General features: G+C 58.4%; 20 protein-coding genes and 3 pseudogenes. 16 read left to right on the top strand and 7 right to left on the bottom strand.

Annotated elements, in window-relative coordinates; translation table 11 throughout:
* Window positions 1–2,663, bottom strand: a 2,663-nt coding sequence (locus NMG80_RS06750) for a Ulp1 family isopeptidase (protein ID WP_436798558.1), incomplete at its 3' end; no start/stop codon positions are given.
* A 303-nt stretch (window positions 2,664–2,966) separates the two neighbouring features.
* Window positions 2,967–3,089, bottom strand: coding sequence for a hypothetical protein (locus NMG80_RS36990; protein WP_301942897.1), 123 nt, complete (start codon window positions 3,087–3,089; stop codon window positions 2,967–2,969).
* A gap of 2,265 nt (window positions 3,090–5,354) precedes the next feature.
* Between NMG80_RS36990 and NMG80_RS06745 the strand changes: the two genes are divergently transcribed.
* From NMG80_RS06745 to NMG80_RS06735, 3 genes are read left to right on the top strand one after another with little or no spacing between them, the layout of a single operon-like run.
* Entirely contained in the window at window positions 5,355–6,026 is a 672-nt protein-coding gene (locus tag NMG80_RS06745; RefSeq protein ID WP_123149082.1) for a winged helix-turn-helix domain-containing protein, read from the top strand.
* Between the two features lie 26 nt (window positions 6,027–6,052).
* Complete coding sequence (locus tag NMG80_RS06740; RefSeq protein WP_436798557.1) at window positions 6,053–7,516, top strand: type II and III secretion system protein family protein; 1,464 nt, start codon at window positions 6,053–6,055, stop codon at window positions 7,514–7,516.
* Window positions 7,517–7,524: 8 nt separating this feature from the next.
* Window positions 7,525–8,091, top strand: coding sequence for a CpaD family pilus assembly lipoprotein (locus tag NMG80_RS06735; RefSeq protein WP_254017407.1), 567 nt, complete (start codon window positions 7,525–7,527; stop codon window positions 8,089–8,091).
* A 1,039-nt stretch (window positions 8,092–9,130) separates the two neighbouring features.
* Here the strand turns inward: NMG80_RS06735 and NMG80_RS06730 are convergent.
* Window positions 9,131–11,068 (bottom strand): HrpF/NolX family T3SS translocon protein, encoded by a 1,938-nt coding sequence (locus tag NMG80_RS06730; RefSeq protein WP_301942893.1) that lies wholly within the window; start codon window positions 11,066–11,068, stop codon window positions 9,131–9,133.
* 277 nt (window positions 11,069–11,345) lie between these two features.
* Window positions 11,346–12,047, bottom strand: coding sequence for a nodulation protein NolW (locus tag NMG80_RS06725; protein ID WP_254017406.1), 702 nt, complete (start codon window positions 12,045–12,047; stop codon window positions 11,346–11,348).
* A 185-nt stretch (window positions 12,048–12,232) separates the two neighbouring features.
* Between NMG80_RS06725 and NMG80_RS06720 the strand changes: the two genes are divergently transcribed.
* From NMG80_RS06720 to NMG80_RS06665, 12 genes and pseudogenes are all read left to right on the top strand, one after another.
* Window positions 12,233–12,736 carry a nodulation protein NolB gene (locus NMG80_RS06720; RefSeq protein WP_254017405.1) on the top strand — a complete coding sequence of 168 codons (504 nt, stop codon included), beginning with the start codon at window positions 12,233–12,235 and terminating at the stop codon, window positions 12,734–12,736.
* Between the two features lie 33 nt (window positions 12,737–12,769).
* A complete protein-coding gene (gene sctJ, locus NMG80_RS06715; protein WP_280174573.1) occupies window positions 12,770–13,609 on the top strand; it encodes a type III secretion system inner membrane ring lipoprotein SctJ in 840 nt (279 codons plus the stop codon).
* Window position 13,610: 1 nt separating this feature from the next.
* Window positions 13,611–14,249 (top strand): nodulation protein NolU, encoded by a 639-nt coding sequence (locus NMG80_RS06710; protein ID WP_254017404.1) that lies wholly within the window; start codon window positions 13,611–13,613, stop codon window positions 14,247–14,249.
* The gene (sctL, locus tag NMG80_RS06705) at window positions 14,246–14,869 is read left to right on the top strand and encodes a type III secretion system stator protein SctL (protein ID WP_008874780.1); all 624 of its coding nucleotides are present in this window, start codon (window positions 14,246–14,248) and stop codon (window positions 14,867–14,869) included. Before NMG80_RS06710 ends, sctL begins: the two co-directional genes overlap by 4 nt.
* Entirely contained in the window at window positions 14,866–16,224 is a 1,359-nt protein-coding gene (gene sctN / locus NMG80_RS06700; protein WP_301942889.1) for a type III secretion system ATPase SctN, read from the top strand. The genes sctL and sctN overlap by 4 nt, the downstream gene beginning before the upstream one ends.
* A complete protein-coding gene (locus NMG80_RS06695) occupies window positions 16,200–16,754 on the top strand; it encodes a hypothetical protein (RefSeq protein ID WP_077376251.1) in 555 nt (184 codons plus the stop codon). The genes sctN and NMG80_RS06695 overlap by 25 nt, the downstream gene beginning before the upstream one ends.
* A gap of 7 nt (window positions 16,755–16,761) precedes the next feature.
* Window positions 16,762–17,826 carry a type III secretion system cytoplasmic ring protein SctQ gene (gene sctQ / locus NMG80_RS06690; protein ID WP_077376248.1) on the top strand — a complete coding sequence of 355 codons (1,065 nt, stop codon included), beginning with the start codon at window positions 16,762–16,764 and terminating at the stop codon, window positions 17,824–17,826.
* Window positions 17,819–18,484, top strand: coding sequence for a type III secretion system export apparatus subunit SctR (gene sctR / locus NMG80_RS06685; protein WP_077376245.1), 666 nt, complete (start codon window positions 17,819–17,821; stop codon window positions 18,482–18,484). Before sctQ ends, sctR begins: the two co-directional genes overlap by 8 nt.
* 29 nt (window positions 18,485–18,513) lie before the next feature.
* Window positions 18,514–18,762, top strand: coding sequence for an EscS/YscS/HrcS family type III secretion system export apparatus protein (locus tag NMG80_RS06680; RefSeq protein ID WP_077376427.1), 249 nt, complete (start codon window positions 18,514–18,516; stop codon window positions 18,760–18,762).
* Between the two features lie 8 nt (window positions 18,763–18,770).
* Window positions 18,771–19,589: a type III secretion system export apparatus subunit SctT gene (gene sctT / locus NMG80_RS06675; RefSeq protein WP_123149072.1), complete on the top strand. Its 819-nt coding sequence runs from the start codon at window positions 18,771–18,773 to the stop codon at window positions 19,587–19,589.
* Window positions 19,586–20,623, top strand: coding sequence for an EscU/YscU/HrcU family type III secretion system export apparatus switch protein (locus tag NMG80_RS06670; protein WP_254017403.1), 1,038 nt, complete (start codon window positions 19,586–19,588; stop codon window positions 20,621–20,623). Before sctT ends, NMG80_RS06670 begins: the two co-directional genes overlap by 4 nt.
* An 86-nt stretch (window positions 20,624–20,709) precedes the next feature.
* Window positions 20,710–21,388 (top strand): annotated as a pseudogene (locus tag NMG80_RS06665) (IS630 family transposase); the annotation flags it as partial.
* 261 nt (window positions 21,389–21,649) lie between these two features.
* Here NMG80_RS06665 and NMG80_RS06660 read toward each other — a convergent pair.
* Together NMG80_RS06660 and NMG80_RS06655 are read right to left on the bottom strand one after the other, a co-directional pair.
* A pseudogene (locus NMG80_RS06660) lies at window positions 21,650–22,674 on the bottom strand (IS110 family RNA-guided transposase).
* A gap of 250 nt (window positions 22,675–22,924) precedes the next feature.
* A pseudogene (locus NMG80_RS06655) lies at window positions 22,925–23,593 on the bottom strand (nucleotidyl transferase AbiEii/AbiGii toxin family protein); the annotation flags it as partial.
* A 239-nt stretch (window positions 23,594–23,832) separates the two neighbouring features.
* On the opposite strand from NMG80_RS06655, the gene NMG80_RS06650 reads away from it, so the two are divergent.
* Complete coding sequence (locus NMG80_RS06650; protein ID WP_254017402.1) at window positions 23,833–24,663, top strand: effector protein NopP; 831 nt, start codon at window positions 23,833–23,835, stop codon at window positions 24,661–24,663.
* Window positions 24,664–25,343: 680 nt separating this feature from the next.
* On the opposite strand, the gene NMG80_RS06645 is transcribed toward NMG80_RS06650, so the two are convergent.
* Window positions 25,344–25,722, bottom strand: a 379-nt coding sequence (locus NMG80_RS06645) for a T3SS effector XopP-like protein (protein ID WP_495664007.1), incomplete at its 5' end; no start/stop codon positions are given.

The following is a 25,722-nucleotide window of genomic DNA, read 5'->3' as shown; positions in this document are numbered from 1 at the left end:
GGTTCATCATTCAACAGCTGCCGGAATTCCACTGGGTCGAACGCCATCATTGGTGGGGAGGCAGGCTCATCATCCAACAGTCGCCGAAGTTCCGCTGGGTCGAATGCCATCATTGGTGGGGAGGCGGGTTCATCATACAACAGCTGCCGGAGTTCCGCTGGGTCGAATGCCATCATTGGTGGGGAAGCGGGTTCGCCATTCAACAGCTGCAGAGACTCCTCCTCGTGCGGCAAGCGCCCGCTCAGCCGGTCTTGCAGCGCCTGCCGATCGGCGACGAGGTTGTCGAGTTGCATCGGCTCGTGGTCCGGCCGCTGCCCATCCACCAATCGTCCAAGCAGAGCCCGCGTGCCGTCCAGCACAAACACGCCGCAATCATTATCGTTCGGCTGTCGGGGCATGCGGGCTGGCGCCAAGGTTGCGTTCAGAAGTGTTGCGAGCCGTTTTGCAGGCACGCTGTTGTATCCGTCTGACTGGCGGGAGTCGTAGTGATAGGCGACCCGCCTTTCTGGGTTGCGGCGATCAACGAGCAGCAGCGACCAATGGGTGCCGGTGATAGTAGGAGTGCCATTGTTCAATGGAACGAACAGGAAGTCGGCTGGGGCGTCATTTCGGCTATAAATGGACTGCAATATGACTCGCGCGTTTTGCGGCTCGGTGTGACGCAGTAGATGCGATACCGACGGGTCCACCAGCCGTGTCCGGGCGGCGAGCGCCGGATCTATCGCCTGCAGCTGCTCCCCCAGCAAATGGTAATCCCTCTGGATATGGGCGTCACTCAGCCACTCGTCGGCCCTGAGCATCGACCCGTTGGGGACATTGGACGAGGCTGTCGGATTCAACGCCCCGATCTGGACATCGGAGGAGGTGGTGGTTAGCCCAGTCAGATCAACCACTGGAAGACCGCGGTAGGTGACTGCCAGCCTGGCGGTTGATCGCGAGGCAGGTTCGGAAACCGTTGCCGGTGCCGCTGCCGCAGCTTCACTCATCGGCGAAAGCCGACCGCGATTGATGAGATGAACGCCGATCCCGCTAGTCTCCGCTTGCAGCCTTGGGATGTGTTCGGACTCTCTCCCCCGCATGACAGGCTGCCCTTCCAATGGCAATGCCCCCACCTGGTAGGTGGAGGGCTGCATCGGCATGCGACCGCCTGAATTGCCGATCTCGCTCAGCTGCTGCTGAATGGCGACGGCTGGCGGCGTATTCAGGGTCCTCTGCCGCTTCGCTGGCCTCAACAGCGCTGTGGAATGTTCATTGTTGATGATGAGCCACTCGGTCGGCAGGAGGTTGCCCCTGTCAACCGCGCCAGGCGAGCGCCGAATCTGCTGTTCGCTGATCGCTAACAACGGCCGGGCGGCAGCCTGAACCCCAGCCTGCCGAGAGCCGGCTGCTCCGAAAGCACCCGCCCCGTTGCTGTTGAGGTTATCCCGTCCCGTGGGCAACTTCCCTGGAGCGATGAAAAATGACGCGGCTGGTTGATTATCCTGCTGTCCCTGAAGCTCCTTTGGCCAACTGCCAGCTTCCTGCGACGCGCTGTGCTGCGCAATCGCCTCGCCGACCCGCCTCGGCTCCATCAGTGCCGTGTCCCCGGAATCAGGAACGGGAGGAATATGGCGCTCGAGCGCCATCGCTTTAGCGCCGGCGTGCGATTTTCGGAGATAGGCCAGCGCGTAACCGATGATCTGATAACCACCGGCGTGCTCCTTATAGCCCTCGACATCTCCATCCAACGCCGCGTCAGAAAGCCGACCAGAAATGCCATTCTTGTTGTTTTGACGCAGGTAGTCACTGAAGCTCCTAAGAGCAGTTGCAGTCCTCCTGCCGGTTTCTGTCGGGACTTCGTTTCTATACTCTTTGATGAGAGCCGCGTCCTGAGGATACGGAGCCAACTTGGCTGCGATCGGCACGACGCCTCCGCCGGCGTGCGATTTTCGGAGACAAGCCAGTGCATAACCGATGATCTGATTACCACCGGCGTTCTTCTTATAGCCCGCGACATCTCTATCCAACGCCGCGTCAGAAAGCCGGCCAGAAATGCCATTCTTGTTGTTTTGACGCAGGTAGTCACTGAAGCTCCTAAGAGCAGTTGCAATCCTCCTGCCGGTTTCTGTCGGGGCTTCGTTTCTATACTCTTCGATGAGAGCCGCGTCCTGGGGATACGGAGTCAACTCAGCGCGGCCTGCGATCGGCACGATTCCGCCCGTCGACTGCGACGTCCGAAGATGACCTATTGCCGTAAGCAGCCTCGAGGGAGCACCCTTTCCGATGAACTCGCGCGCATCATCGGTCAGCGATTGCTTGTCGAGCCGACCCTTAATAGGATCTTTGTTGTTGGCGAACAGCCACTGGCCAAAGCTGAGAAGAATACTTACATTGTTCTTGGCAGCGTGCTCGGAGGCGTTGCCCTTAATGAGGGCCTCCTCAAGGCTGAGGATAAAGTCTTCATCCCTGAAATGAAGAGGGCGCTTGCTGAGCCTTCTCAGAAATTTACTTGACTGAGCCGGCTGCGGCCCCGCACTGGCCGGCATTGCTCCACCACCTCCACCTGAATTGGCCATCTCGCTCAGTTGCCGCTCAAACGCCGCCGCACCTGCGGACGGAGCCGCACGTGAGCTATCTTGCAGGCCGGCCCTGTTCGATTGTCCGTGCACCCGCGTGAAATCCATCCGTTCTCACTTTCAGCAATATAAGCCGTTTGAAGCTGGGCTTGAATCTGACACGGGAGGCTGTCGAGAACCTGACGACAACGTGCTCGCCAAGATCTGTTGCAAAGTTTTCGGGACCAGAGGCATGGCCTTCGGTGTTTCGCCGGAGATTTCAGATGTTCAAGGGCCGCCGTTTCGACAGTCCGTCATCCTGCTTTGCGTTCGCTGGTGCAATCCGAAGTGGGGCTGGGACGTCTTTCCCCGCTTCTTTCTTCTCTGAACGCGCGCTGTTCGGCCTCGTGTCGAACGCTGCCCATCCTCGCCTCAGCGCTCGGCTTTCTTCTCGACGCTGCTCGCTTTCGCGCGCGTTTCCGTCTCGCCGCTGCCGTCGCGCGTCTCGTACCGGCTGCTGCGCTCCATCGCGCTGATTGTGCATCTGCTCGTCATCAACAATCTCGCCTATCTCTATCCGACTATCGATGTGGGCGTGCCGTCTACCTGCCTGCTGTCCGCGCGGGACCTGCTTATAGAACTCGTGCCGAAGCGCTACGCGCACGTTGCGCGGCGACCTGCGGGAGGGCGAGCGGGCGACGAAATTCGCGGGCCATTAACTGCGCGCTGGCCTCGCCTCATCAGCAACGTTCTGGATGGGCGTGCAATGCGCCGGTGCCGATCGGAACCGTGCAGCTTACAAGGGGCACGAGTCGAGGACCTCACCAAAAACCGGCGTCGGCTTGCTTTTTGAGGTCGTTGCACCGACGGGGTTGGTTCGATCCGACGCTGACCTGTGTGATTGGGGGGCTTGGGTACGAGCCGGTGCCGGACCGAACCGTCTCAGACAACGACGGTTATCTCTCGGCACATTGGGGCATGGGCTCGGGTAAAGTGCGGCGACAACGTGTCAGAATATCACCAATCCGACGCCCGCTCGCAAACGTGATTGGAGTAGCGCATAATGTTGCGGCGTTGCCAATCGCCCAGGTGTCGCAGGGATGGCCACAAGTAGAAGCGGTCAACGATTGCACTCGATGGGTCAGGCGGACCTGATTTTAGGCTGAAACCAGGGAGGGATCGTCCGCCTGTTTTGCTGGCACGCTAACCGCGCGCCGATTGACCTGGGGATCGATCGAATCGCCGAGCGCGGCCGCTCGCTGGCGTCAGTGCCGGCCAGCATCCATCTGCTCTGCGCGCCCGGCGCATCATCCGGAAAGGACTGCGGAGAAGGGAGGCTGACATATTGCAGATCACCCTGACGCGCCACAGCGTGCGAGCTCCGGGATTCCGGTGATGTCATGGTCAGCTGTAGCCAAGTCAAGCTCAGTTATGAAGCAGGCACATCGATATTGCGCCACAGCATAGTGGTTGCTTGAGCATCTGCGCCTAGCACGGACAGAACCATCTTTAGGAGCGCTACCGGGGCAAGAATGCAGTACGTACCGCGTGCTCTAAAAAAGGTATTCTAAACAGAGTGAATGGGGCAGCCCGCTACGGAAATCTTGTCCTAGTCCGTTTGAGCATCGACTCTTCAGATGGACCGGCTGGGTACCCGGCGCGGCCTGCACCCATCGAGGCCGCCAACCGCTGAGCAGAAAACCAGGCCTACGCTTTCCGGGACGGCGGACCTCGTCAGCCTCTCGAAAGCTTGCCTGAGTAGGTCGCTCATCTGATCTGTGAACGTGAGGCTAGCGTGAACCGGCACAAACTTAACATTCATTGTAATAGCCTGGCAGCAGGTACAGCACCCCGTATCGCATGAGCAAGCGGACGGGCAGGGCAAGACGGCTTTGAGCAGCACTGGGGAGAGCTGGCTGGACATTCTGGACGGGCAGCGGCCGGACCATGAGCCGCTGCTACTCGACAACCTCTTGCCGATCGGCAGCCGCTGCAAAACCTGCTGAGGGCTGATGTCGGCATTAACCCTAAGCCTCAGGGCGCTAGATTAAGCCTGGATGAGATTATCGCCGTTCGACTTCCAGGGTAGCGGACGCGGGCATTCGGCTGCACATCGGGAAGACGGTCAACGGCCTGGAAGAGTATACTGGGCGTGCGCTGTGTGCTGCGCAGTCGCCCTACCTCGCGGAAGCCCAGCCGACCCCTCATCGCATGCCGCCCTTGCGTCAACCGATGGTGCTAGGCCTCAAACGCTGCAGACCGGCAGCGCCGACCGACAGCCGCGAGACATCTCGGTGACGGTTCCTGCCGCGCTCAGATTGCGGCAGCCAGATCAGTGTCCAATCCGCCGCGCTCGAGGCTCTGATGACCGAACGCAAGCTCCAAGCCGCGGTACCAAAGCATCAGCCTCACAGTGCGACCTGGGGGTGAATATGCAGGCCCATCCAGGATGTGGATGCTTATGATCCGAACAATTGATTTGTTCAAGTCACTTGTCGAAAGCTAACCCGTGCCAGCCATGGAATCGTGCGCTCTGGAGGGCGACGCTGGCCTGGCGAATGCAGGGGCCTCACATAGGCAGGATCGATGCGCAGACAAATTGCAGGCACAGTTGGTGGCATTTTGGGCTGGCGAATCGACGTGTCAGCCCATCAACACGTCTTCACATGTTCTATGCCGCCTACTGCAGGCGTGCAGCTCGCATCCTCCTGCGATTAGCCGTCCCAAAGAGGATTACGAATACTGCGAAAAGTTGCTCGGCTTCTGCTGTCGCCGTCTCAACAGTCTTGGTGACCAGTCCTACCATTGATAGGAAATGAAATGCGAACGCTATTCGTTGACCACCATGCGGATCTTACGCGAGCGGTGGGAGTTGCACTCGGGGATAGCGGTTTCGCTGTTGATATCGTTCGCACACTGGAACAGGCATCGAGTGCATTTTCTTGCGCCAGCTATGAAGTTCTCCTGCTGGAGCTGGCTCTGCCGGACGGCAATGGCTTGGATTGGCTGAAGCAGCTAAGGAGTGAGGGACATTCAGTTCCTGCTCTCGTTCTGAGTGACGTCGACGATCTTGAGAAGCGAATTGCGATTTTCAACGGTGGCGCGGACGATTTTCTGCTCAAGCCCGTGTGTACCAATGAGCTCATTGCCAGAATGAGAGCCGTTCTGCGGCGGTCGGCGCAGATGACCGACCCCTTCATTGTATTTGGCAATCTCCACTTCGATCCAATCGGCCGACAGGTTTCCGTTGCTGGTCATCCGCTGACGGTCGCACGCCGTGAACTGTGTATTCTAGAGCATCTGCTCAACCGTGCTGGCCGCATCGTGCCGCGTTCGCAGTTGGAAGATCACCTATATTCGTTCAACGATGAAGTATCTGCCAACGCTCTTGAAGTCGGAATCTATCGCTTACGTGGATACCTAAGCAGGTCAGGGGCAACACCACGGATAAAAACCGTGCGCGGCATTGGTTACATTCTTGAATGTGACTAGCGCGACAGCCGTATAGTTGGCCGAATTTGAAAGAAAAGACCACCTTGAAAATCATTCCAACTGATCAACCTCACACCGATCGGCGGCCCCCGCTCATCGTCGGCCCGAGACCTACTACTGTCTCTCCTTACTTGAGCCGCCTCCTCTACGCGGTCATTCTGTCATATCCAGTTTCTGCGCCGGCCCAAAACATCGAGGATAAAGGCACGCCGCCTGCCGCTTCCAATAGCCTCGATGGCACGCTGAACCTTTCCTCTTCGCTCGGCAAGACAGTTCATTTGCCCGCGCCAGCCACGACGATCTTTGTTGCTGACCCGACGATCGCGGATTATCAGGCAGCCTCGAACACAACCATCTTCGTCTTTGGGAAGAAATCCGGGCGGACCAGCCTGTTCGCCTTGGACGAAAAGGGCGAGGCTCTCGTCGCTTTGCGCATTGTCGTCACGCAACCGATCGAGGAATTGCGCGCCATGTTGAGTGACCAGGTCGGCGACTCTTCAATCCACGTAAGCTATACGCCGCGCGGCGCAATCCTTAGCGGTACAGCTCCCAATGCGGAGGTCGCCGACACCGCGAAAAGGGTCACTGAGCAGTATCTCGGTGACGGTGCGCAAGTCGTCAATAACATCAAGGTCGCCGGGTCCTTGCAAGTTAATCTTAGTGTGCGGGTAGCGGAGGTCTCCCGTAGCGCCATGAAGGCACTCGGCGTTAACCTGTCCGCCTTTGGTCAAATCGACAATTTCAGAGTGGGCGTGTTAAGCGGCAGCGGCGCTGGCTCCGGTGCAGCGCTGGGTGGCGGTACAGCAGGAATCGGATTCGACAACGGCGTCGTCAACATCGGTGCGGTTCTCGACGCGCTCGCCAAGGAGCACATAGCTTCCGTTTTGGCTGAGCCGAATCTCACCGCGATGTCCGGTGAAACTGCCAGTTTTCTGGCCGGCGGCGAATTTCCCATTCCTGTCCTGCAGGAAAACAAGCAAGTGTCGGTTGAATTCCGTCACTTCGGCGTCAGCCTGGAATTCGTGCCGACCGTTCTCAACAACAACCGAATCAACATTCACGTAAAGCCGGAAGTCAGTGAACTGTCGTCCCAAGGTGCCGTTCAAATTAATGGTATTTCCGTGCCGGCAGTTTCCACGCGCCGAGCCGACACAGTCGTCGAACTCGCCAGTGGGCAGAGCTTTGCAATTGGCGGTCTGATCAGGCGCAACGTGAACAATAACGTCAGTGCGTTTCCCTGGCTCGGCGAAATGCCGATCCTTGGCGCTCTGTTTCGTTCCTCCTCGTTTCAAAAGGAAGAATCAGAACTGATTATTCTGGTTACGCCTTACATCGTAAAACCAGGCTCCAGCCCCAACCAGATGAGCGCACCCACGGACCGGATGGCGCCGGCTTTGGACGATTCTCCGGCAAATCCGCCGCGAGGCCGCGCTGCTGCCCGCACCGGCGCGCCAGGGGCCAAGCGCGGTCGCGGCTTCATAATCGAATAGGTGATCGAATGACTTTGCGGATCAAAGTTCTCCTGGTCGCCCTGACGGCCAGCGCAAGTGGCTGCACAAGCACTGCGCCGATCTATGTCGAGCCCCCTGCGCCAATCCTGATCCGGCCGGAGACCACCGTCCTGATATTAAAGAGCCTTCGCGCTTCCGAACGGCAGCGTTTGCGTGTTTTCCTTGACAGGACCAGTAGCGGCCGCCGCGATGCTCTTCACCTCCTTATCTGGGGCTCGTCCCGGCTCAGCGCAGAGGTGGTGCATCAGGCCAGGCAGATGGGCATCGACACTGACAACATCCATTTGCTCGACCAACACGATGGCGGCGCAGTCCAAGTAGAAGCAATTGTGTATCATGCCCGCCCACCTGCCTGTCCGTCGTATTCCGGTCCTTTACTCAGTGACAAATCCTTCGAAGAGCCGCTTGGCTGTTCGACACGACGTAACTTAGCTGCAATGGTCAACGATCCGCGCGATTTGCTCGACAACAAGGCTGTCGAGCCGAGCGATGGCGAGCGTGCGGCCATACCAGTCGCCACATACAGGACGTTCGGGGCGGGCAAAGGTCAATGACATGGGTCGTATGGTCTTAGCTCCGTAGAGTACGGCGCCGGCTCCAGTCTGTAACATTGCCGTTGCTTTTGATCTGGTGGTGAGCGCGGCCGTCACAATACACGATCGTGACCTGAACGAGATAGGGTGCCCCTCACCTCTCCAGGGCGCCCGGTGGCGCTGCGCTCATGACGTTACATGCGTCGCCGAGCTGGCTTCGGTCCCTGCGTTCGCCGTTCCGTCGGGCTTCACCGTCAGGTCTGGCGGGCAGGCCGGAGAACCAGTTTCTGCCGCATGGCCGTATCGAGACGCGCGGTACTACTTTCCACTGCCACCGTTCAGGCCTTCGCCGCAGGCAAACCCGGCTGCTACTATGCCCTCTGCTGACTTCTGCGCCGCGATCAGCGCGCCTCACGGCGGGCCCAGTCCGGAATTCCGGACACGGCGCAGATCTCCCGAGGTAAGATCGACCGCCTTCCCCGCACACCCGCCGAATTTACCACCCCGGTCCTTGGTGACCATGGACTTCGCGGTCATTGGCCCGCTCGTCCGGCCGGGTAGGCCTCATATCCGGTTCTTGTCCATCGGGTCGCGGGTTTGCTCCACGCTTCCTTCAGACCCCGCCTCGCGACGACGCCATTGCGCTTCGCTAACCCTTCGCCGCCATCAGGCTGGGTAATGGACTTACACCTCCAAGCTGTCGATCATGCTCGGCACACCAAAGCTGGCGCGGCTGTGTCGCCGCGCTCCACCGGCCCATGTTGCGGGCCGGTGGCCCCCACGGCCATCGGAGAAGCAGTTGCGGACGGGCGCTGCACCAACTGGTCAGCATGACCGCTCTTTTCCGGGTTCTTTTCTAGCCGATCTCACCTTCTTCTCTCAGGCTAAGTGTGAAAACGAACTCAAGGCCGAAGGATGAGTGGACTAAGCCCGGGCCTGCTGCGACCTAACCACGACCCTTAAGGCACGCCTGCCAAATCGCCTTGCGGAAAGGCAAAGGTTCCCCACAAGGTGTTTGATAGGCCAGTGAAGCGTGGCGAAGGAAGTCGCACATTTGTCGTCAGGCCACGTTCTGGAATATTGGCAAGCCCATCGGGCTGGGGAGGCCGGCCGCTTGCATAGGGTCGGCCGGAAGGCGTGCTTGCAGGTTGGACAAATAGTCTTCTGCATAGCTTTGCGCCATGGAAATCGGCAGATCGATCCCGGCCGTGGCGGCCTCTTCGAGCGCCTTCTTCACCAGCCCGTTGCGTATTGCAAGCTTGACCTCGGGGCCTGCGATAAGGCTGAGCGCCTGCGCTCCGATATTGATGCCAGCGTCTATCAGCGCCTGCTTCATATTGCCTCCGGTAATCGCTGTGCGGACAAGATTTGCCGCTTGCGCCTCGAACGCGAGCGTCATCGACACGGCATCGGCCACTTGGCCCACGACCGGAATGAAGCTCAACAGACCCACCGCCGTCGCAGCCCAATCAGCCACTGTCGAGTACACCTTGAGCACGTCGCCGACTGTGTGGATGAAAGCCCCGCCGTTCTTTTTGGCCGATTTGGTATCAGGCTGGTCCGCCCGGCCCGTCATCATGTCCGAGACGGCGTCCTGTTCCGCAGCAGTTTCGGGCGCATGGGTCTTTGGCTGCTGAACGGTTCGGTTCGCAGACGACATGCTGCTGTAGAAGTGGCCAAAATCTTTGTTGCTGATGTTACCGGAATCGACCGTGTGTCCGCCGCCGAAATCGAAGAAGGAATTGTGGGTCTTATAGCCCGTAATCGAATTGTTTAGAAGACTGAAGAGCATAGGATCCGATAGCAGCTGCGAGGCCGCCTCCTTTACTTTCGGATCTAGGCTCTTGTCTTGCGCCATGCTTGCGAGCTTGTCGCGAGTCAGGTCACCGTTCCCAAAGAATTTTTGCTGGTTGCTGTTGATCGTCTTAAGGGTATTCAGCTCGGTTTGCGTGAGGCTCATCGAAGATGAAGCGACTTGGAGAAAATCCTCTTTATGGACTTTGTCTATCGAGCCACCGTACAACTGCTTCCATTCATTCGGGTGACTGACGAAGTACTGAGCCGCCGCAATGACCTGTGGCGGACATTTGCCAGTTTTCGCGTCGCCGTCGACGATCTGCTTGAAATCAGCCAGACTCAGGTTCTTGGGCAGGTTTTCGGAGTACCGGTAAAGCTCGCGCGTCGCATCGTTCAAGGTCATAACCGACGGCTGCGCATTTCCAGTACTGTCGGATGGGATGTAGTTCTGCGCGTAGCTTTGCGCCTGCTGGCCCTGATATGCGGCAACTTGTGAGTGATGGCTAGAGAACTCGGACAAATCCTTGGCCGTGATCTTACCGCCACAGCGGCCATCGCCCTGCGAGCCGATCGCATAAAAAAGCTCTGGATCCTGCTGCAATCCCTCAATCGCCGCTTTCAGATCCGGTGGCGTAGAGGGATCATTGGCTTTATCCGTCAACGATTGCCAACTAAGCGGGCATAGGTCCTTGTGACGGTTCAGCACTGCCACGATCTGCAACTCGGCTTGGGACAGTGAGCCGCCGTTCCACGTGATTCTCTCGCTTTTTATGGGCGCTTCCGCAATGGGAGGGGGGGCGACCGCAGGCTGCGGGCCTTGATCCACTGATTCGTGCGCAACGGGAGGGGGGGCGACCGCAGGCTGCGGGCCTTGATCCATTGATTCGATGGCTGCCCTCATGCTTGGCGGCAGCAGATCCAATGGGTTCTTGCGCAATTCTTCCAACGAGGATTCGACATCGGGCAACAGCGACTCCGATGCGTTCCGGCACAATTCCTTCATCGACGATTCGAGATCTCGTGGCAGCTGGTCCCGGACTGGGAAGGGACTGGTGCCGTCTTGGTGCAGGTGAAGGGACAGCATCGCATCGAAGGACGATGCGTTTTGCTTCGTCTTTTCCAACGCAGATATCAGATTCAGGCTACTGTACTGTAGGATATTCTGACTATTGAAAACGTTGCTTGTATCATTGATGGACATTGTGACTCCTCAGACATGAAATTGCAATCCCCCACATGGGCGACGCCAAACGAGCTTTGACAGTCAGAGCTCGGCGGGCCCAATACCCCTGCTGTTGTTCAAATTGCCTCGTTCTGCGCCAGCTCTATGTGCAATCCCAGCACAATGACCGGAGATATCGCTGAAGCTGGCGGTTGCCACCATGAGCGGTTTAGCTTTCGGCAAACTGACGAATTCAGAGGAATTCACAATTTGGGGTGGCCGCGGTTGTTTTGTCCCGAAGCTGCGACCGCAGATATCATTTTTGGCGTGGCTCTGGCTTCCCGGCAACGCCATCTTGCTGCGGCACGTCGGACGAATAAGCGGCTTCAGGTAATCCGTTGCGGACGACCATGGTGGAGGAGCCCCGAAACAATGTCAGGACCGATTCGCTTGGCGGCGTTTCATGGACGCGCGGCTGCGCCTGTGCCTCCGCGACAAGACCGTTGAAAGTCTGCTCCACGAGCGCGGTGAAGCGCGGTGGACCGGAAACCAAAACGAGGCCATCTCCCGGCGCGGGTCTCACCACGTAGCGGTCATCGGTGATCTCAAGCTTGTCTAGGGCACCCTTAAACGTATCGAAGCGGATCGAAGTCAACACAAGCATGCGGGTTTGTGATTCTTTTGCGGCTGACACGTAGAGAACAAGCCCATCATAATACCATTGGAGACCGTACAAATTGGCCAAACGGTCGAGGAACTCGCGCGGGGGCAAATCCGGCATACTCCCGCGGATCCGCCCCTTCACCTCGGCGCTAATGTTGACTCGGATATTAAGGTTGTTGCCGAATTGCTGCAGCGCGGCAGAGAGATCCTGATCGAGAACCGTATATCTGTACGGCGTCTTGGAGAGGGATAAGGGAACGCCGAGAGTTCCGTTGGTTCCGGCGTAGAGAAAAAAACCGGCACACAGAAGTCTCAAAACGTGTGGGGCGACGGATCGGAAGAGCGCTCTCAACATTTCGCACTGATAAACCAGAGTCTGAAATCTGCACAAGTGACTAAGTCGCCCAGCATGACTTTTAGATGACTAACAAACCTCGGTTAGTCAGCTTGTCGTCAGCTCGGCCGCCTAGACGTTGACCCGATAACGAATGATGAAGGGGCCGGGTTCGCTCGGTCAAGAGGAAGCTATCGAGTCTTTGCATGATGATGCCTATCACGTCGATCACTACCAGTTTAGCGGACTGTCTCCCCAAGACCGGGTCACCCTCGTTCAGCGAGCAGGCCCAGTTTGAGCGCGCGTTGGCGCACGCGGCCGACTCGCTGAAAAACGATGCCGCCTTGGCATCACCCACGGTGCCAGTTGCTCCAGCGATGGGTGTTCAACGCGCGGCTACGCAGATGAGTCCCCTGGGCGACCGCGTGATGCAGACGATTTCTGCGATCTACCCAGACCGTGCTGTTAATTCGGCTGCGCTCGACCAGCAGGTAGGCCTTTTGAAGGGCGCTCTACATGGACCGCAGAAGCTTCCTGCCGAAGGTGATGCGAGAACCGGAATGTCCGGCGTTCCGCAGGGAGGGCATGATTTCGAAACGATGATTGCTGGTCTGCGGGATATGTACAATGGCGTCACCCAGGTTGGTCTTCTTTCCAAAGGTGTCAGCGGCATCACCTCATCCGTGAATAAACTTCTAAAGGAAGGCTGAACCGCGCGTATGATTGGCTTAGCCGAGAAAATCATGCGTAGCACGTCTTGCCGGAGATCACTTCGCCTTGTCGTACTGCCACTTCTCGTGGCCCTCAGCGGTTGCAAGGTCGATCTCTACACGCAACTGCAGGAGCGCGAGGCGAATGAAATGCTCGCCCTTCTGATGGACAACGGGGTTGCTGCGGTCCGGGTCGCCGGCAAGGATGGGACCAGCACGATCCAGGTTGACGAAAAGCTGCTCGCTTACTCAATCAACCTCCTGAATGGCAAGGGATTGCCGCGCCAGTCCTTCAAGAACCTCGGCGAGATTTTCCAAGGATCAGGCCTGATTGCCTCGCCAACCGAGGAACGTGCCCGTTACGTCTATGCGCTCAGCGAAGAGTTGTCCCGTACGATCAGCGATATCGATGGGGTTTTGTCAGTACGTGTCCATGTGGTTCTGCCGCATAATGACCTTTTGCGAGCAGGCGCCACGCCGTCCTCGGCCTCGGTTTTTATCAGACACGACGCCAAAGCTGAACTCTCTGTTTTGCTGCCGAAGATTAAGATGCTCGTGGCCGACAGCATAGAAGGATTGTCCTACGATAAGGTCGAAGTGGTTTTGGTGCCGGTGGAGCGTTCCGCGCCTGAGCAACGGTCCGTGCCGGCGACTGTTTTGGCCCAGCCATCCAGGCTCGCTCCAGCGCCCCTTCTGGCGACCGTGATCGGTATTGCCGCAGCTGTATTCGCAGTGGCGTGCTACGTCTTAGCCGGCGCCCTTAGCCGCCGGCACAGGCAATCATCGGGCGAACTTTCCAAGGTCGAGCGACGGTCGGGTATTTCCGCCCTCGAGGCCATTCGCAAAAAGACCCCGGCGATAGCGCCTAAATGACATGTCGATGCCAGTGCCGGTAAAAATCGCCCAACTCGACGGCTCGTTCCAATTGCATGCCTTGGACCGGAGCGAACTTGCTGCTTCGGTCCATCCGACTCGTCTTGGCGCGCGTCTTGATCCGGCGTTATCGGCTGCTACGTTGGCTCAGTTGCAGAAGTGTCCCAGACTGCAGCGAAGACTAACGGAATTGTTGCTCGACAATGATTCGGAGTCGAATGACGTTGACTGGGGGCCGGACCTTCTGCGCGGTAATGATCCGCATCGGGCTGCCCTCCTTGCAGGTAGTGTATGGCATGCCCGTTCGCTGCTTAAGCTTGTCTCTCAGCCTGACCTCACAGTGCTTATTGAACGTATCGGCGCTGATGCCCATGCGTTTGGAATCCGACATCTGGCGCATGCCATTGCGGACAGATTGATCGCTGATCCGGAAAAACTCGCGCACCAAATCGAACACGATGGACACGCCTGTCTTGGTGCCTGGCTCCATCACAGTCCAGTGATGGAGCGCAACCGCGTGCTTCTACGCTTGCCCGTAGGGACCGCCGCCGACAATCCAGAGCCTAAGCACGGGGACGCCGCAGGCCAGTTGTTTTCGCTTGTAGTAGGCCATTTTGAGGCGGAGAACCCGCTGATATGACAGCGGATATTTCCGTCGCGCCGGCAGCGCCGCAGATGCGCCCATTGGGGCCGCTGATACCGGCGAGCGAGCTCGAAATCTGGGATAATGCCGCAGAAGCGTGTGCCGCCGCAGAACGGCATCAGCAGCGCGTACGCAGTTGGGCACGCGCGGCGTATCAGCGTGAGTTGGCGCGCGGCCATGCCGAGGGCTTGGATGCTGGCGCCGAGGAAATGGCAGCGCTGATTTCGCAGGCGGTCGCCGAAGTCGCACGACGAAAGGCGGTTCTAGAGCAGCAATTACCGCAGCTCGTGATGGAAATACTAAGCGATCTTGTGGGAGCATTCGATCCGGGCGAACTGCTGGTCATGGCTGTTCGTCACGCCATTGAGCGCCAATACAGCGGCGCAGAAGTTTGCCTCCATGTGTGTCCGACGCAAGTGGACATGCTTACGCGAGAGTTTGCCGCATGCGACGGACAGGATGGTCGTCCAAGGGTTCGGATCAAACCGGATCCTACGTTGTCGCCGCAACGGTGCGTGCTGTGGAGCGAGTACGGCAATGTCGATCTGGGCCTTGATGCGCAGATGCGCGCGTTGCGTCTCGGCTTCGGGACGCTCTCTGAAAAAGGCGAACTGTGAGCACGCAGGTATCAGAACATAATCACGACGCTGCGATCTGCCCTGCCGATCCGGCGATCTCGTCTTTGAGAGCTACGGTAAAGCGGATCGACACGCGCGTCGTGCGCGGCAGGATCACGCGGGCTGTTGGCACACTGGTCCATGCCGTCTTGCCAGACACTCGTATTGGAGAACTTTGCCTCCTACAGGACCCGCGGACCGGACTGTCGCTCGAAGCCGAGGTGATCGGCCTGTTGGATGATGGCGTACTGCTGACGCCGATCGGCGACCTGGTCGGCCTCTCCAGCCGCGCGGAAGTCGTCGCCACTGGACGAATGCGTGAAGTACCCGTCGGCAACGATTTACTTGGCCGCGTGATTGACAGTCGTTGCCGTCCACTGGATGGCAAAGGCCAAATCAAAACCGCCGAGACTCGGCCGCTGCACGGCAGAGCTCCGAATCCAATGACAAGGCGCATGATTGAGCGGCCCTTGCCGCTCGGGGTCCGTGCCCTGGATGGTCTCCTGACGTGCGGCGAGGGCCAGCGAATCGGTATTTACGGCGAGCCAGGTTGTGGCAAGTCGACGTTATTGTCACAGATCGTAAAAGGTGCCGCCGCTGACGTTGTCATAGTCGCGCTGATAGGCGAACGAGGACGTGAAGTTCGTGAATTCATCGAGAGGCATCTCGGGGAGGAAGGCCTTCGCCGTGCGGTCGTTGTTGTTGAAACATCCGACCGCTCGGCTGTTGAGCGGGCACAATGTGCTCCGATGGCGACAGCGCTCGCGGAATATTTTCGCGAACAAGGGCTACGCGTTGCTCTCATGCTGGATTCGCTGACACGCTTCTGCCGCGCCATGCGTGAGATAGGCCTTGCTGCGGGTGAGCCGCCGACGCGACGGGGCTTTCCTCCTTCTGTTTTTGGCATGCTGCCAGGCCTGCTAGAGCGCGCTGGCATGAGTGAGCGTGGCTCAATCACCGCTTTCTATACCGTGCTTGTAGAAGGCGATGGCACAGGTGATCCAATCGCCGAAGAAACGCGCGGCATTCTCGATGGCCATGTCGTCCTCTCGCGCGCTATTGCGGCGCGATCGCATTTCCCTGCTATCGATGTACTGCAGAGTCGCAGCCGCGTAATGGATGCGGTCGTTTCGGCGACACATCGCAACTCAGCATCCTTCTTTCGTGAACTCCTCTCGCGGTATGCCGAGGCCGAGTTCTTGATCAACGTCGGCGAATACAAGGAAGGCGGCGATCCCCTGACGGACCGGGCTGTCGCGTCAATCGACGCACTGAGGGAGTTTTTGCGCCAGAGCGAAGACGAAGCGTCAGGGTTTGAGGAAACGGTAGCATGGATGTCGCGTCTGACCGCGTGAATCACATTCAGTCTTCGAGGTTACGGCTCCTGAAGGAAATGCAAGAGCGTCGTGCCCTTAGTGAGCTGTCCAAAAAGGAAGCCCAGCGCCATATGGCCACCTTAGCAGCACAGAATGCCTCCCGAGAGCTTGCAATGGCACAACAACATTGCTCAACGGCCGAAGCAGCGCTCTATCAGGAGCTGATGACGCTCGATGACTTGTCTAGCGCCACCCTCGACCGGCACCACCTCCATATTGAGTGCCTTGCGGCTGAGATCACTCGCAGGCGGCAGATGCTTGTTAATGCGCGCGCCGCCGAAGAAAAGGCCGAGTTAGCGGCGTCCGTGACGAGGGACCTATGGGTCGCATGTTCGGCGGCAACGCACAAATGGCGCCAAATAGAGGACGACGTCCGGCGCGCCGTTGAGATCCATTCGGAGGCCGCAGGCGAGATCGAGGCCGACGATGAGATATTGGTTCGATTTGGGAGGGGTCCGCTTTCCCAGGTCGCGAAAACGGATTCGATAACCCGCAGGTCCTCCGAATGATAGAACGGTGCAGTTTTTGGCAGCCGCTTTGGTGAGACCCCCTCTATTGGAGCCAGCGCTGACACTGTCCCACGAGGTCGCCTCGTGGCTCAATGACACTGCGGCTTCCCGCAGGCCGTTTCAGACCCGGATCAACGACGTGCCGCTGTCGGTGCGTATGGCAGGGCTTGTCTGGCAAGAGAATTTTGCCGCCATTCCAATGCTCGACTGCATTTGTAGGGTCGGAGCTGATGCGGTCGTGCTGTCGATATCGCGGTCGCTTGTAGAGGGGCTCATCGCAACAGTGCAGAATGGGCTGACTCTCCCTTCCGAGCCAACGGCTTCACTCATTGTTGAACTTGCACTTGAGCCACTTATTGCTCGACTGGAGTATAGGACACAGCTGAACGTGCAGCTCGTGCGCGTGTTTGAAGCCGCGACACTGGCTCCTTATCTCGAACTGGATATCGACTTAGGCCCGGTCAGTGGCAAGGGTCGTCTGTTCCTGTTCTCGCCTCTTGATGGCTTGGTGCCGTCTGCGTTTCGCGCTCTGGGCGAACTGTTTGGCCAGTTACCGCGACAGCCGCGCGGATTACTTTCAGACCTCCCGATCGTGGTTGCAGGAGAGATCGGCACGCTGCGCGTTCCTGCGGCGATTCTTCGAAAAGCATGTGCCGGTGATGCTCTGTTGCCGGACTTGGCGCCGTTCGGCCGCGGCGAGATCGCCCTATCTTTTGGCCAGTTGTGGGCCGGTGCTGATCTTGAGGGCGACCAGCTAGTCCTGCACGGGCCTTTCCGCCCGCGTTCCTATCCTTTGGAGAATGCGCATATGACACAACTTGGATCGCAACTAGGGCCGACGGATGATCTCGATGATATCGAGATCATGCTTGTCTTTGAATGCGGTCGCTGGCCTATTCCTCTAGGGGAATTAAGAAGTGCCGGCGAAGGGCATATTTTCGAACTTGGACGGCCGATCGAGGGTCCGGTCGATATACTTGCCAATGGTCAGTGTATCGGGCGTGGCGACATCGTGCGCATTGGAGATACGCTGGGCATCAGGCTCCGTGGCGGGTTGGGATGCAATGACTGAGCTCCAGCCGCCAATCCTGGCGCTTCTCGCAGTTACCGCCGGACTGGGTCTGCTGGTTTTAGTAGTCGTCACGACCACGGCCTTTGTAAAGGTATCGGTTGTTCTTTTCCTCGTCCGCAATGCGCTCGGGACTCAGACGATACCACCTAACATAGTGCTGTACGCCGTGGCATTGATCCTCACCATGTTCGTTAGCGCGCCCGTTGTTGAACAGACCTATGATCGGATGACCGATCCGAAGCTACATTATCAAACGTTCGACGACTGGGTAAGCGCCGCCAAATCCGGGACCGAGCCCCTGCGTGATCATCTTAAGAAGTTCACAAATGAAGAGCAGCGACAGTTTTTCGTCTCGTCGACCGAAAAAGTCTGGCCAGAGGAAATGCGTGCCAAAGCCACAGCTGATGATTTGTCCATTCTGGTCCCATCTTTTCTAATTTCAGAGCTAAAGCGCGCGTTTGAGATCGGATTTCTTCTTTATCTTCCTTTTATCGCTATCGATCTTATTGTCACGACAATTTTGATGGCGATGGGTATGTCTATGGTATCCCCAACGCTTATATCTGTTCCTTTCAAACTATTCGTGTTCGTCGCTATTGATGGCTGGTCGAAATTGATGCACGGACTTGTGTTGAGTTACACGATACCGGGAGGTTGATCATCGCTGAATCCAGTATTGTCACTCTTATGACCCAATCGTTGGTGGTGTTCATGATCTGGATTCTGCCCCCGCTCATTGCATCGGTGATCGTTGGCTTGGTCATTGGCATCATCCAGGCGGCAACGCAGATCCAGGATGAAAGTTTGCCACTCACCGTGAAGCTTCTGGTTGTTGTCGCGGTTATTGGCTTGTTTGCGCCTGTGCTGAGCGCACCGCTGATAGAGCTAGCCAACCAGATCTTTACCGAGTTTCCCGCCATGACACTTAGCTACTAGTCTCCGCCATGTATGCGTCACCGGCCGAGATTCAAATCCTGATCCATACGGCTATCGAACTCGTCGTAGCAGCCGGTCTTGGCGCAGCGCGCGCGATAGGCATTATGATGATCCTACCTGTATTTACACGTTCTCAGACCGATGGGCTGATCCGCGGCTGCCTGGCTGTTGCCTTCGGATTACCATGCCTGGCACACGTCAGCGACGGGTTGCAGGCGCTGGATCCTGAAACACGTCTGATCCAGGTCACTTTGCTCGGATTAAAGGAAGTTTTTGTCGGCGCACTACTTGGCACCCTCCTTGGCATTCCCTTATGGGGACTTCAGGCGGCCGGTGAGTTTATCGACAACCAACGCGGCGTCACCAACCCGTCCGCCCCGACCGACGCCGCGACGAACAGTCAGGCTTCCGCCATGGGAGTCTTTCTCGGGATCACTGCGATTGCCATCTTCGTCGCATCAGGGGGGCTGGAAACTGTGGTCAGCGCCCTTTATGGCAGCTATTTGATCTGGCCCGTGTATAGGTTCCACCCTACATTGAGCACGCAAGGAGCAATGGAGATATTAGGGCTCCTCGACCACATTATGCGCACGGCTTTATTGGTGTCAGGGCCCGTCGTGTTCTTTATGACGCTGATTGATGTATCCATGATGCTACTGCGTCGCTTTGCGCCGCAATTCAAATTGACCCAACTGTCCCCGACGATCAAGAATCTTGTCTTTCCGATTATCATGGTCACCTACGCTGGCTATCTAGTCGAGGGTATGAAACTGGAGATCACACAAGCGAATGGCGCGCTCGAGTGGTTCGATAGATTGCTAAAATGAGCGACTCGAGTGAAGAGAAGACACACGCCGCCACCCCCAAGAAGCTAGACGATGCACGCAAAAAAGGGCAGCTGCCACGTAGCTCCGATTTCGTTCGCGCGGTCGGCACTTGCGCTGGTCTCGGGTACCTATGGCTAAGAGGCAGCGTGATCGAAGACAAATGCCGCGAAGCGCTATTATCTGTCGACAAGCTGCAGAACCTGCCATTCGACTTCGCGGTCCGGCAGGCGCTGGCTGTGCTTGGCGAACTCACCTTGGCAACTGTTGGCCCGCTGCTTGGAACGCTTGTCGCGGCGGTGCTTTTGGCAAGCTTATTAGCCAATGGGGGATTTGTTTTCTCTCTTGAGCCAATGACGCCCAACTTCGAGAAAATTGATCCTTTTCAAGGGCTGAAGCGCTTGGCGTCTGCGCGTTCGATGGTCGAACTCGGCAAGACGCTGTTTAAGGTATTCGTTCTCGGCGCAACCTTTTCCTTTTGCCTTCTCGGCATGTGGAAGACGATGGTCTATTTGCCGGTCTGCGGCATGGGCTGTGTGGGCCTTGTCGTTACAGGGGCAAAACTGCTGATCGGAATTGGCGCCGGCGCACTTCTGGTCGCCGGCCTGATCGATCTCCTGTTGCAGCGTGCGTTGTTTCTGCGCGAAATGCGGATGACCAAGACTGAAGTCACGCGCGAGCTGAAGGATCAGCAAGGGGCGCCAGAGTTGAAGAGTGAACGACGTCGCATTCGCGACGAGTCAGCTGACGAACCTCCCCTTGGTGTGCATCACGCCACGCTGATCTTCAAAGGAACGGCGATACTGATCGGTCTGCGTTACGTACGCGGTGAAACCGGGGTGCCCGTCCTGGTTTGCCGCGCCGAAGGCGAGCGGGCTTCACACCTGCTTAGCGAGGCGCGGGCGCTACGTCTTGAAATTGTCGACAACGATGTCCTAGCGCATCAGCTCATCAGCAAAACGCAACTGGGCAGCCCCGTTCCCATGCAATATTTCGAGCCCGTGGCGAGAGCACTCTTCGCCGCAGGATTGGCCTAGAGCCGTTCAGTTTTTGACTGAATCGCGGATTCCCATGCGGTGACTTTGTGATTCAAGATGCTGGCTGGAGCGGAGGCCAGCATCTGATGACGCGACCTCTTTCGAATGATCTTCGTGAGCATGTTGTAAGGGGCGATCGAGGCCGGCGACAGCTGCCGGTCGGTGGCGGCCCGGTTCGGCATTGCCGTTTGATCGGCGGTGAAGTGGGCGCAGCGCTACCGTTCGAGCGGATCTGTGGCACCCGGCAAGATGGGTGGCCATCGCAAGCGTGTTCTGGAGCCGCATCGGGCGTTCATGGTGGAGCGGCTCAACCAGACGCCGCATCTGTCGCTGCATGGGCTGTGGCGGAACTGGCGGCGCGCGGGGTGAAGGTGTCGCATGACACGGTGTGGCAGTTCCTGAGGCGCGAGGGCCTGCGGTTCAAAAAAACCCTATTCGCCCTTAAGCAGGCCCGCTCCGACATTGCCCGCCGGCGGCAGCGCTGGCGTTCCTTTCAGGCCGGCCTTGATCGGAGCGGCTGGTCTTCATCGACGAGACCTGGATCAACACCAACATGGCCCCCCTGCGCGGCTGGGGTCCCAAGGGCAAGCGCCTGCGCGGCTTCGCTCGCACGACCACTGGCGCACGCTGACCTTCCTCGGCGCGCTGCGCTGCGATCGGCTCGCGGCACCTTGCGTCTTCGACGGGCCAATCAACGGCCAATGCTTCCGCGCCTATGTCGAGCAGCAGCTCATCACCGTGCTGAACCCCGGCGACATCGTCGTCAGGTGTGGACGCCCCCGTTGGTGCAAGAAGAATCTTTTCGAAGAGCGCGGAGCGTGGTCGGGTGCTGACATGTGTCCGGCCTCTGGTGCGGCTGTCACCTGCCGCGGGCCCGTATGGGAGTTCGCGGAGCGGGTCCAATTCAATCTGGCGCGCTCAAGGCGCGTATCCATGATCTGGTTTTCCCGATCCCGTCTCATTGACCGTAGCGCCATACTCTCCGTTCGACCTTCTCACACTTTGGTAGCCCGCTCGAGGAGCGGACTATCCCGCCAAGGCCGGTGCCCGGTAGGTCCCGCCCTTGGCCATCAATGCCCACACAATACGTGCCGTCTTGTTGGCCAGAGCAATGATCACCAGCATCGGCGGTTTGCGATTCAGCATCCGGATGAGCCAGGGATCTGTCGCCGCACCCTTGCGCATGGCCCAGCGCACGGTGGCGCTGGCCCCGATGATCAGCAGCCGTCGCAGGGTTCGCTCGCCCATTCGGGATGGCTCGCCGAGCTTCTGCTTTCCCCCTGAAGAACGTTGCAGCGGCGTGAGGCCGAGCCATGCCGCAAAGTCGCGACCTCTCTTGAAGGTCTGAGCGGACGGAGCCAACGCGGCAACAGCCGTCGCGGTGATCGGTCCTATGCCGGGAATGGTCATCAATCGCCTGGCTTCTGCATCCTCCCTGGCGCGCTTGGCGATCTCGCGGTCGAGCCCGGCCACTCTCTCGTCCAGCGACCGCAACTGCGCAACGAGCAGAGACAGGATCGGACGAGCAGCTTCGGGGATAGCCGAACCATTGTCCTCAATTGCCGCGATGAGCTTGGCCACATGGAAGAGGCCCTGCGCAGCCACCAGACCAAATTCGGCAAGATGGCCCGTATCGCATTGATAGTCTGGGTCCGCTGGCGCACCACAAGATCGCGCATGCGAAACACCATAGCCGCAGCCTGCTGATCTTCGCTCTTCACCGCCACGAACCGCATGGTCGGCCGCTGCGCCGCTTCACAGATCGCTTCGGCGTCAGCGGCATCGTTCTTCTGCCGCTTCACGAAAGGCTTCACGTATCCCGGAGCGATTAGCCGGACATCGTGCCCCAGCTTCGCAATCTCCCGCGCCCAGTAATGGCCGCCGGCGCACGCTTCCATGGCAACCCTGCAGGCTGGCTGAGCAGCAAGAAACCTGAGTACGTGATCGCGGCGAAGCTTCTTCCTGAACAGCACAGCTCCTGACGCATCCGAACCGTGCGCTTGAGATATGTTCTTCGCCAGATCCAATCCGATTGTGCTAACTTCCAACATGGACGCCTCCGTTCAAGTGATGATCGACGACACCACTTTGGCACAGCGATGCCGTGAGGGGGCGTCCACCCCATCAATCTCGGCTCCCACATAGCCGTCACGCTCCGACAGTCCAGGGTCGGTTGCGGACCGATTGCAACGCGCGGATGAAGTTGCTCTTGCCGACCTTTTCTCACCTACGATGAGGATGCTCTCGCCCATCTCGACATCGATCTCTGAGAAATGCGCACACTCCTAATGGTTGATCGCTGCGATTGGCTCGCTCGGCGTTGTCGGTGCACCGCGCCATCAACTCCTCAAAAAACATTCGACGCCGTCGAAGAGCAGGCCATCGTCGACCATGCGCGCACGGTCGCCACCAAGCGCTTTCAGCGCTTCGCCGGCCGGCACGAGGCGTAAGCTTCAATTGACTGCAGCCACATAATCGATCGGTTCACAATCGGCCGCCTTCTCAGCGAAGAACATTGCCTTGTGCGCGCGACGGCATCCGCCAGGTCCCGATTGGCGAACGCGGTTTCCGTAAGACCTGGTTCCAATCGCACCAAGCCATGCGAGTGACGGGCGACGCGCTCGCCACGTAGGCGCTCTGCAAGGAGAAGACGTGCATCGACGTAGCTTCTCCCAGAACGTTTGCTCAGCATGCATCACCGAGGTCGGGCCGTTGGAAAGACGACCTCCTCGACCGGGCCGGAGGCGTCGCAGACGACATCGCGCATGCTCGCAGGCTCGCCGGTCGAGCGCGGGCCTAATTCGCGCATGACGCTGGGCGCGACATAGCCCGAACGTGGTCGTCGCCTCATAGTCGATGAACAGCATCTCGCCTTCGATGCGAACCGCCGCCGCTAGTTCCTCTCTTGCCAGAGCCTCGGCAATAACCGGCCACCCAGTCAGGACGGCGCTTTCGTACCTCGCTCGACCAATGCGAGATCGGCGCTTCTCGGCGGAGCCACATCAGGGACCGAAAAACCACCGTCGTCGGTGACAACAATTGATGCACTTGCGCTAGATCGGAGCCTGATTTCAACAAACGCTAACGGCAGTTCGGATTTTCGTCCGCATCGGGGAGAACGCGTCGTCAGCTAGTCGTCAAACAAACCGACTACCTAGGGCTGTGGCCAACCAGCCTCAACTTAATGCTAAACACAGGAGTGCGATATTATGTATGGTCGAATTGGTGGCTCGTCGGATAGGCACTACACGCGTGGTGTCAACGGGCAAATGGATGCACAAACCCAACAGTGCGCAGATATGTTTGCCCGCATGGACTTAGCTGGATCGAATTCCAGTGGCGGCTCATCGGCGGCGGCTACGCAAGCGTATTCCCTTCATTCCAGACCTCCGGTGGTAGAGATCGACAAGTTTTCTTTCACAGACGAGGTGATCAAGTTTCATGGCAAGAACATCAAACACATCGCCAACAATCCGCAAGAGTATTCGGAATTCGTATCCGCACGGGCAAGACGCACTGCGGAGGTTGCTAAGAAATACGGCCGCCGTTGCGATACGGAGGAAGCGCGGTATTTCAGTTACCAATTGGGAAACCAGAGTGCCGGACTAATGAGAACGGAAGGCGGGTTCAGCATGACTGAGTTCGAATCCGAAAAATGGCGGAAACAATTTCCTGGCCGAACTGAGATCACCTCCGTAGTGGATCTTCAGGTCGCTCATCCACTCGTCGAGAATGCAGGCGATATTCTGCTGGAGCATCAACTTCGGATAGACGGCGAACGGCCTTTGCTCAATTGGCGTGCGGATAATCCAGAAGCACAAGCCCGCGCAGCGAGTATGGGGTTTGTTGAGGTGGAGGATGGCGGGATGGTCCTTGACCCTACCCAGCATCCCGAAAAGTGGACGAAGAACAGTGCCGGTGAATGGCAGCGTGCAGACAAACCGCAGCGCTATCTTTGCAAAACTGGGGATAGCGAGAGCAGTCATGTCGAGAGCTCACCAAGTTCATCCAGATACTCATACGAGGATGACTTCATGTGATCAGCCGGCGCCGCGGGCGTTGCAAACGTCGCCGCGCGCTCGGTCTCTTAGGACGATTGAATCCGAGTACTCTTGCGGATTGTCGGCGGTCGGTTCGATTCGTCCCGTGAAAAACCCTCCGGTGGGGATGCCTGGTTCCAGCACCCTGCCGCCGCGCCAGGGGAGCGGCAGCAATCCAGCCAACTCGCCCGGAGGATGAACTGCGGCATGAATGCGCATAGCGGCTTCAGCAGGCGAGCGAATCGTATTCGGGGCGGGACACCGCCTCTTCGCGTTCAGAACCGGGCTGGTGTCAGACTCCCGAATCCGTCTTGCCCGGAGAACATACCATTGGCGAGTTTGGATCCGCTGAAGCCGGCGAACCAAATCGGTTGAGCCTGCTCCGCGCTCGTTGCCGGACGATCTTCCGGATTGATTTCGGAGAGAGCCGGACGACGCGGAGGCAGCTGTCACGTCTATCCTTAGATAACGTGGCAGCGCCGCTCGGTCTCTTTGCGGTAGTTGAGTTGCGTAGCCGGCAACTCGTGCCCCTCGCGGCATTTGCCGTTTTTTGCTCAAGACGGAAATGCTTCACCACAAGTCATGAGGCGCCACAGGCGGCATGCTCGCGAGATGCCTAGCTACCAGCCTTGGCGAACAAGCCTGGTTGAAGCTGCGAGCCAGATGGACGTGCATGGCCGCTAAGTGGTCAACAAGGACTTGCAGAACGCGGGGGTGAGCTTGCCCCGGTGGATTACGACGTTCTCGTGGCCGATCGCAGCGCGGGCGTCTTGCCACTGCCGATTATGCCCGCGCTGTTCATTGGACTTGACGTGGCAAGCGGCGAAGGCTGCGTCATCCAGCATTGCCAACTGCCTGGCATGTACCGGCCGGTTCGTATGGATGTGCACCCACATCGGACTCGGCATGGCACGATTACGCAGCACCTTGGGCTGCAGCCTGATCTCGAACAGCGAGCCTGGCTCCCCCTTCAACGCGCGTGGTCGATCCGCAGGCTCCAACTCCTCGGCTGCCCGCAAGTGTTCAAGGTACTTCTGCGAGGGAAAGGGGTAGGTCTTC

This window comes from Mesorhizobium escarrei (assembly GCF_935825525.1).
Taxonomy (GTDB): domain Bacteria; phylum Pseudomonadota; class Alphaproteobacteria; order Rhizobiales; family Rhizobiaceae; genus Mesorhizobium; species Mesorhizobium escarrei.
Note: the sequence above shows the minus strand (reverse complement) of the source record. Positions and strands in the feature narration are given on the sequence as shown.

What these genes read in the sequence shown, in the direction of transcription:
- NMG80_RS06695 (WP_077376251.1), top strand. Translation starts at nt 16,200, where the DNA reads ATGGATGTCGCGTCTGACCGCGTGAATCACATTCAGTCTTCGAGGTTA.
- NMG80_RS06735 (WP_254017407.1), top strand. Translation starts at nt 7,525, where the DNA reads ATGACTTTGCGGATCAAAGTTCTCCTGGTCGCCCTGACGGCCAGCGCA.
- NMG80_RS06680 (WP_077376427.1), top strand. Translation starts at nt 18,514, where the DNA reads ATGACCCAATCGTTGGTGGTGTTCATGATCTGGATTCTGCCCCCGCTC.
- NMG80_RS06650 (WP_254017402.1), top strand. Translation starts at nt 23,833, where the DNA reads ATGTATGGTCGAATTGGTGGCTCGTCGGATAGGCACTACACGCGTGGT.
- NMG80_RS06725 (WP_254017406.1), bottom strand. Translation starts at nt 12,047, where the DNA reads ATGTTGAGAGCGCTCTTCCGATCCGTCGCCCCACACGTTTTGAGACTT.
- NMG80_RS06720 (WP_254017405.1), top strand. Translation starts at nt 12,233, where the DNA reads ATGATGATGCCTATCACGTCGATCACTACCAGTTTAGCGGACTGTCTC.
- NMG80_RS06730 (WP_301942893.1), bottom strand. Translation starts at nt 11,068, where the DNA reads ATGTCCATCAATGATACAAGCAACGTTTTCAATAGTCAGAATATCCTA.
- sctL (WP_008874780.1), top strand. Translation starts at nt 14,246, where the DNA reads ATGACAGCGGATATTTCCGTCGCGCCGGCAGCGCCGCAGATGCGCCCA.
- sctT (WP_123149072.1), top strand. Translation starts at nt 18,771, where the DNA reads ATGTATGCGTCACCGGCCGAGATTCAAATCCTGATCCATACGGCTATC.
- NMG80_RS06670 (WP_254017403.1), top strand. Translation starts at nt 19,586, where the DNA reads ATGAGCGACTCGAGTGAAGAGAAGACACACGCCGCCACCCCCAAGAAG.
- sctR (WP_077376245.1), top strand. Translation starts at nt 17,819, where the DNA reads ATGACTGAGCTCCAGCCGCCAATCCTGGCGCTTCTCGCAGTTACCGCC.
- NMG80_RS06710 (WP_254017404.1), top strand. Translation starts at nt 13,611, where the DNA reads ATGTCGATGCCAGTGCCGGTAAAAATCGCCCAACTCGACGGCTCGTTC.
- NMG80_RS36990 (WP_301942897.1), bottom strand. Translation starts at nt 3,089, where the DNA reads ATGACGAGCAGATGCACAATCAGCGCGATGGAGCGCAGCAGCCGGTAC.
- sctJ (WP_280174573.1), top strand. Translation starts at nt 12,770, where the DNA reads ATGCGTAGCACGTCTTGCCGGAGATCACTTCGCCTTGTCGTACTGCCA.
- NMG80_RS06745 (WP_123149082.1), top strand. Translation starts at nt 5,355, where the DNA reads ATGCGAACGCTATTCGTTGACCACCATGCGGATCTTACGCGAGCGGTG.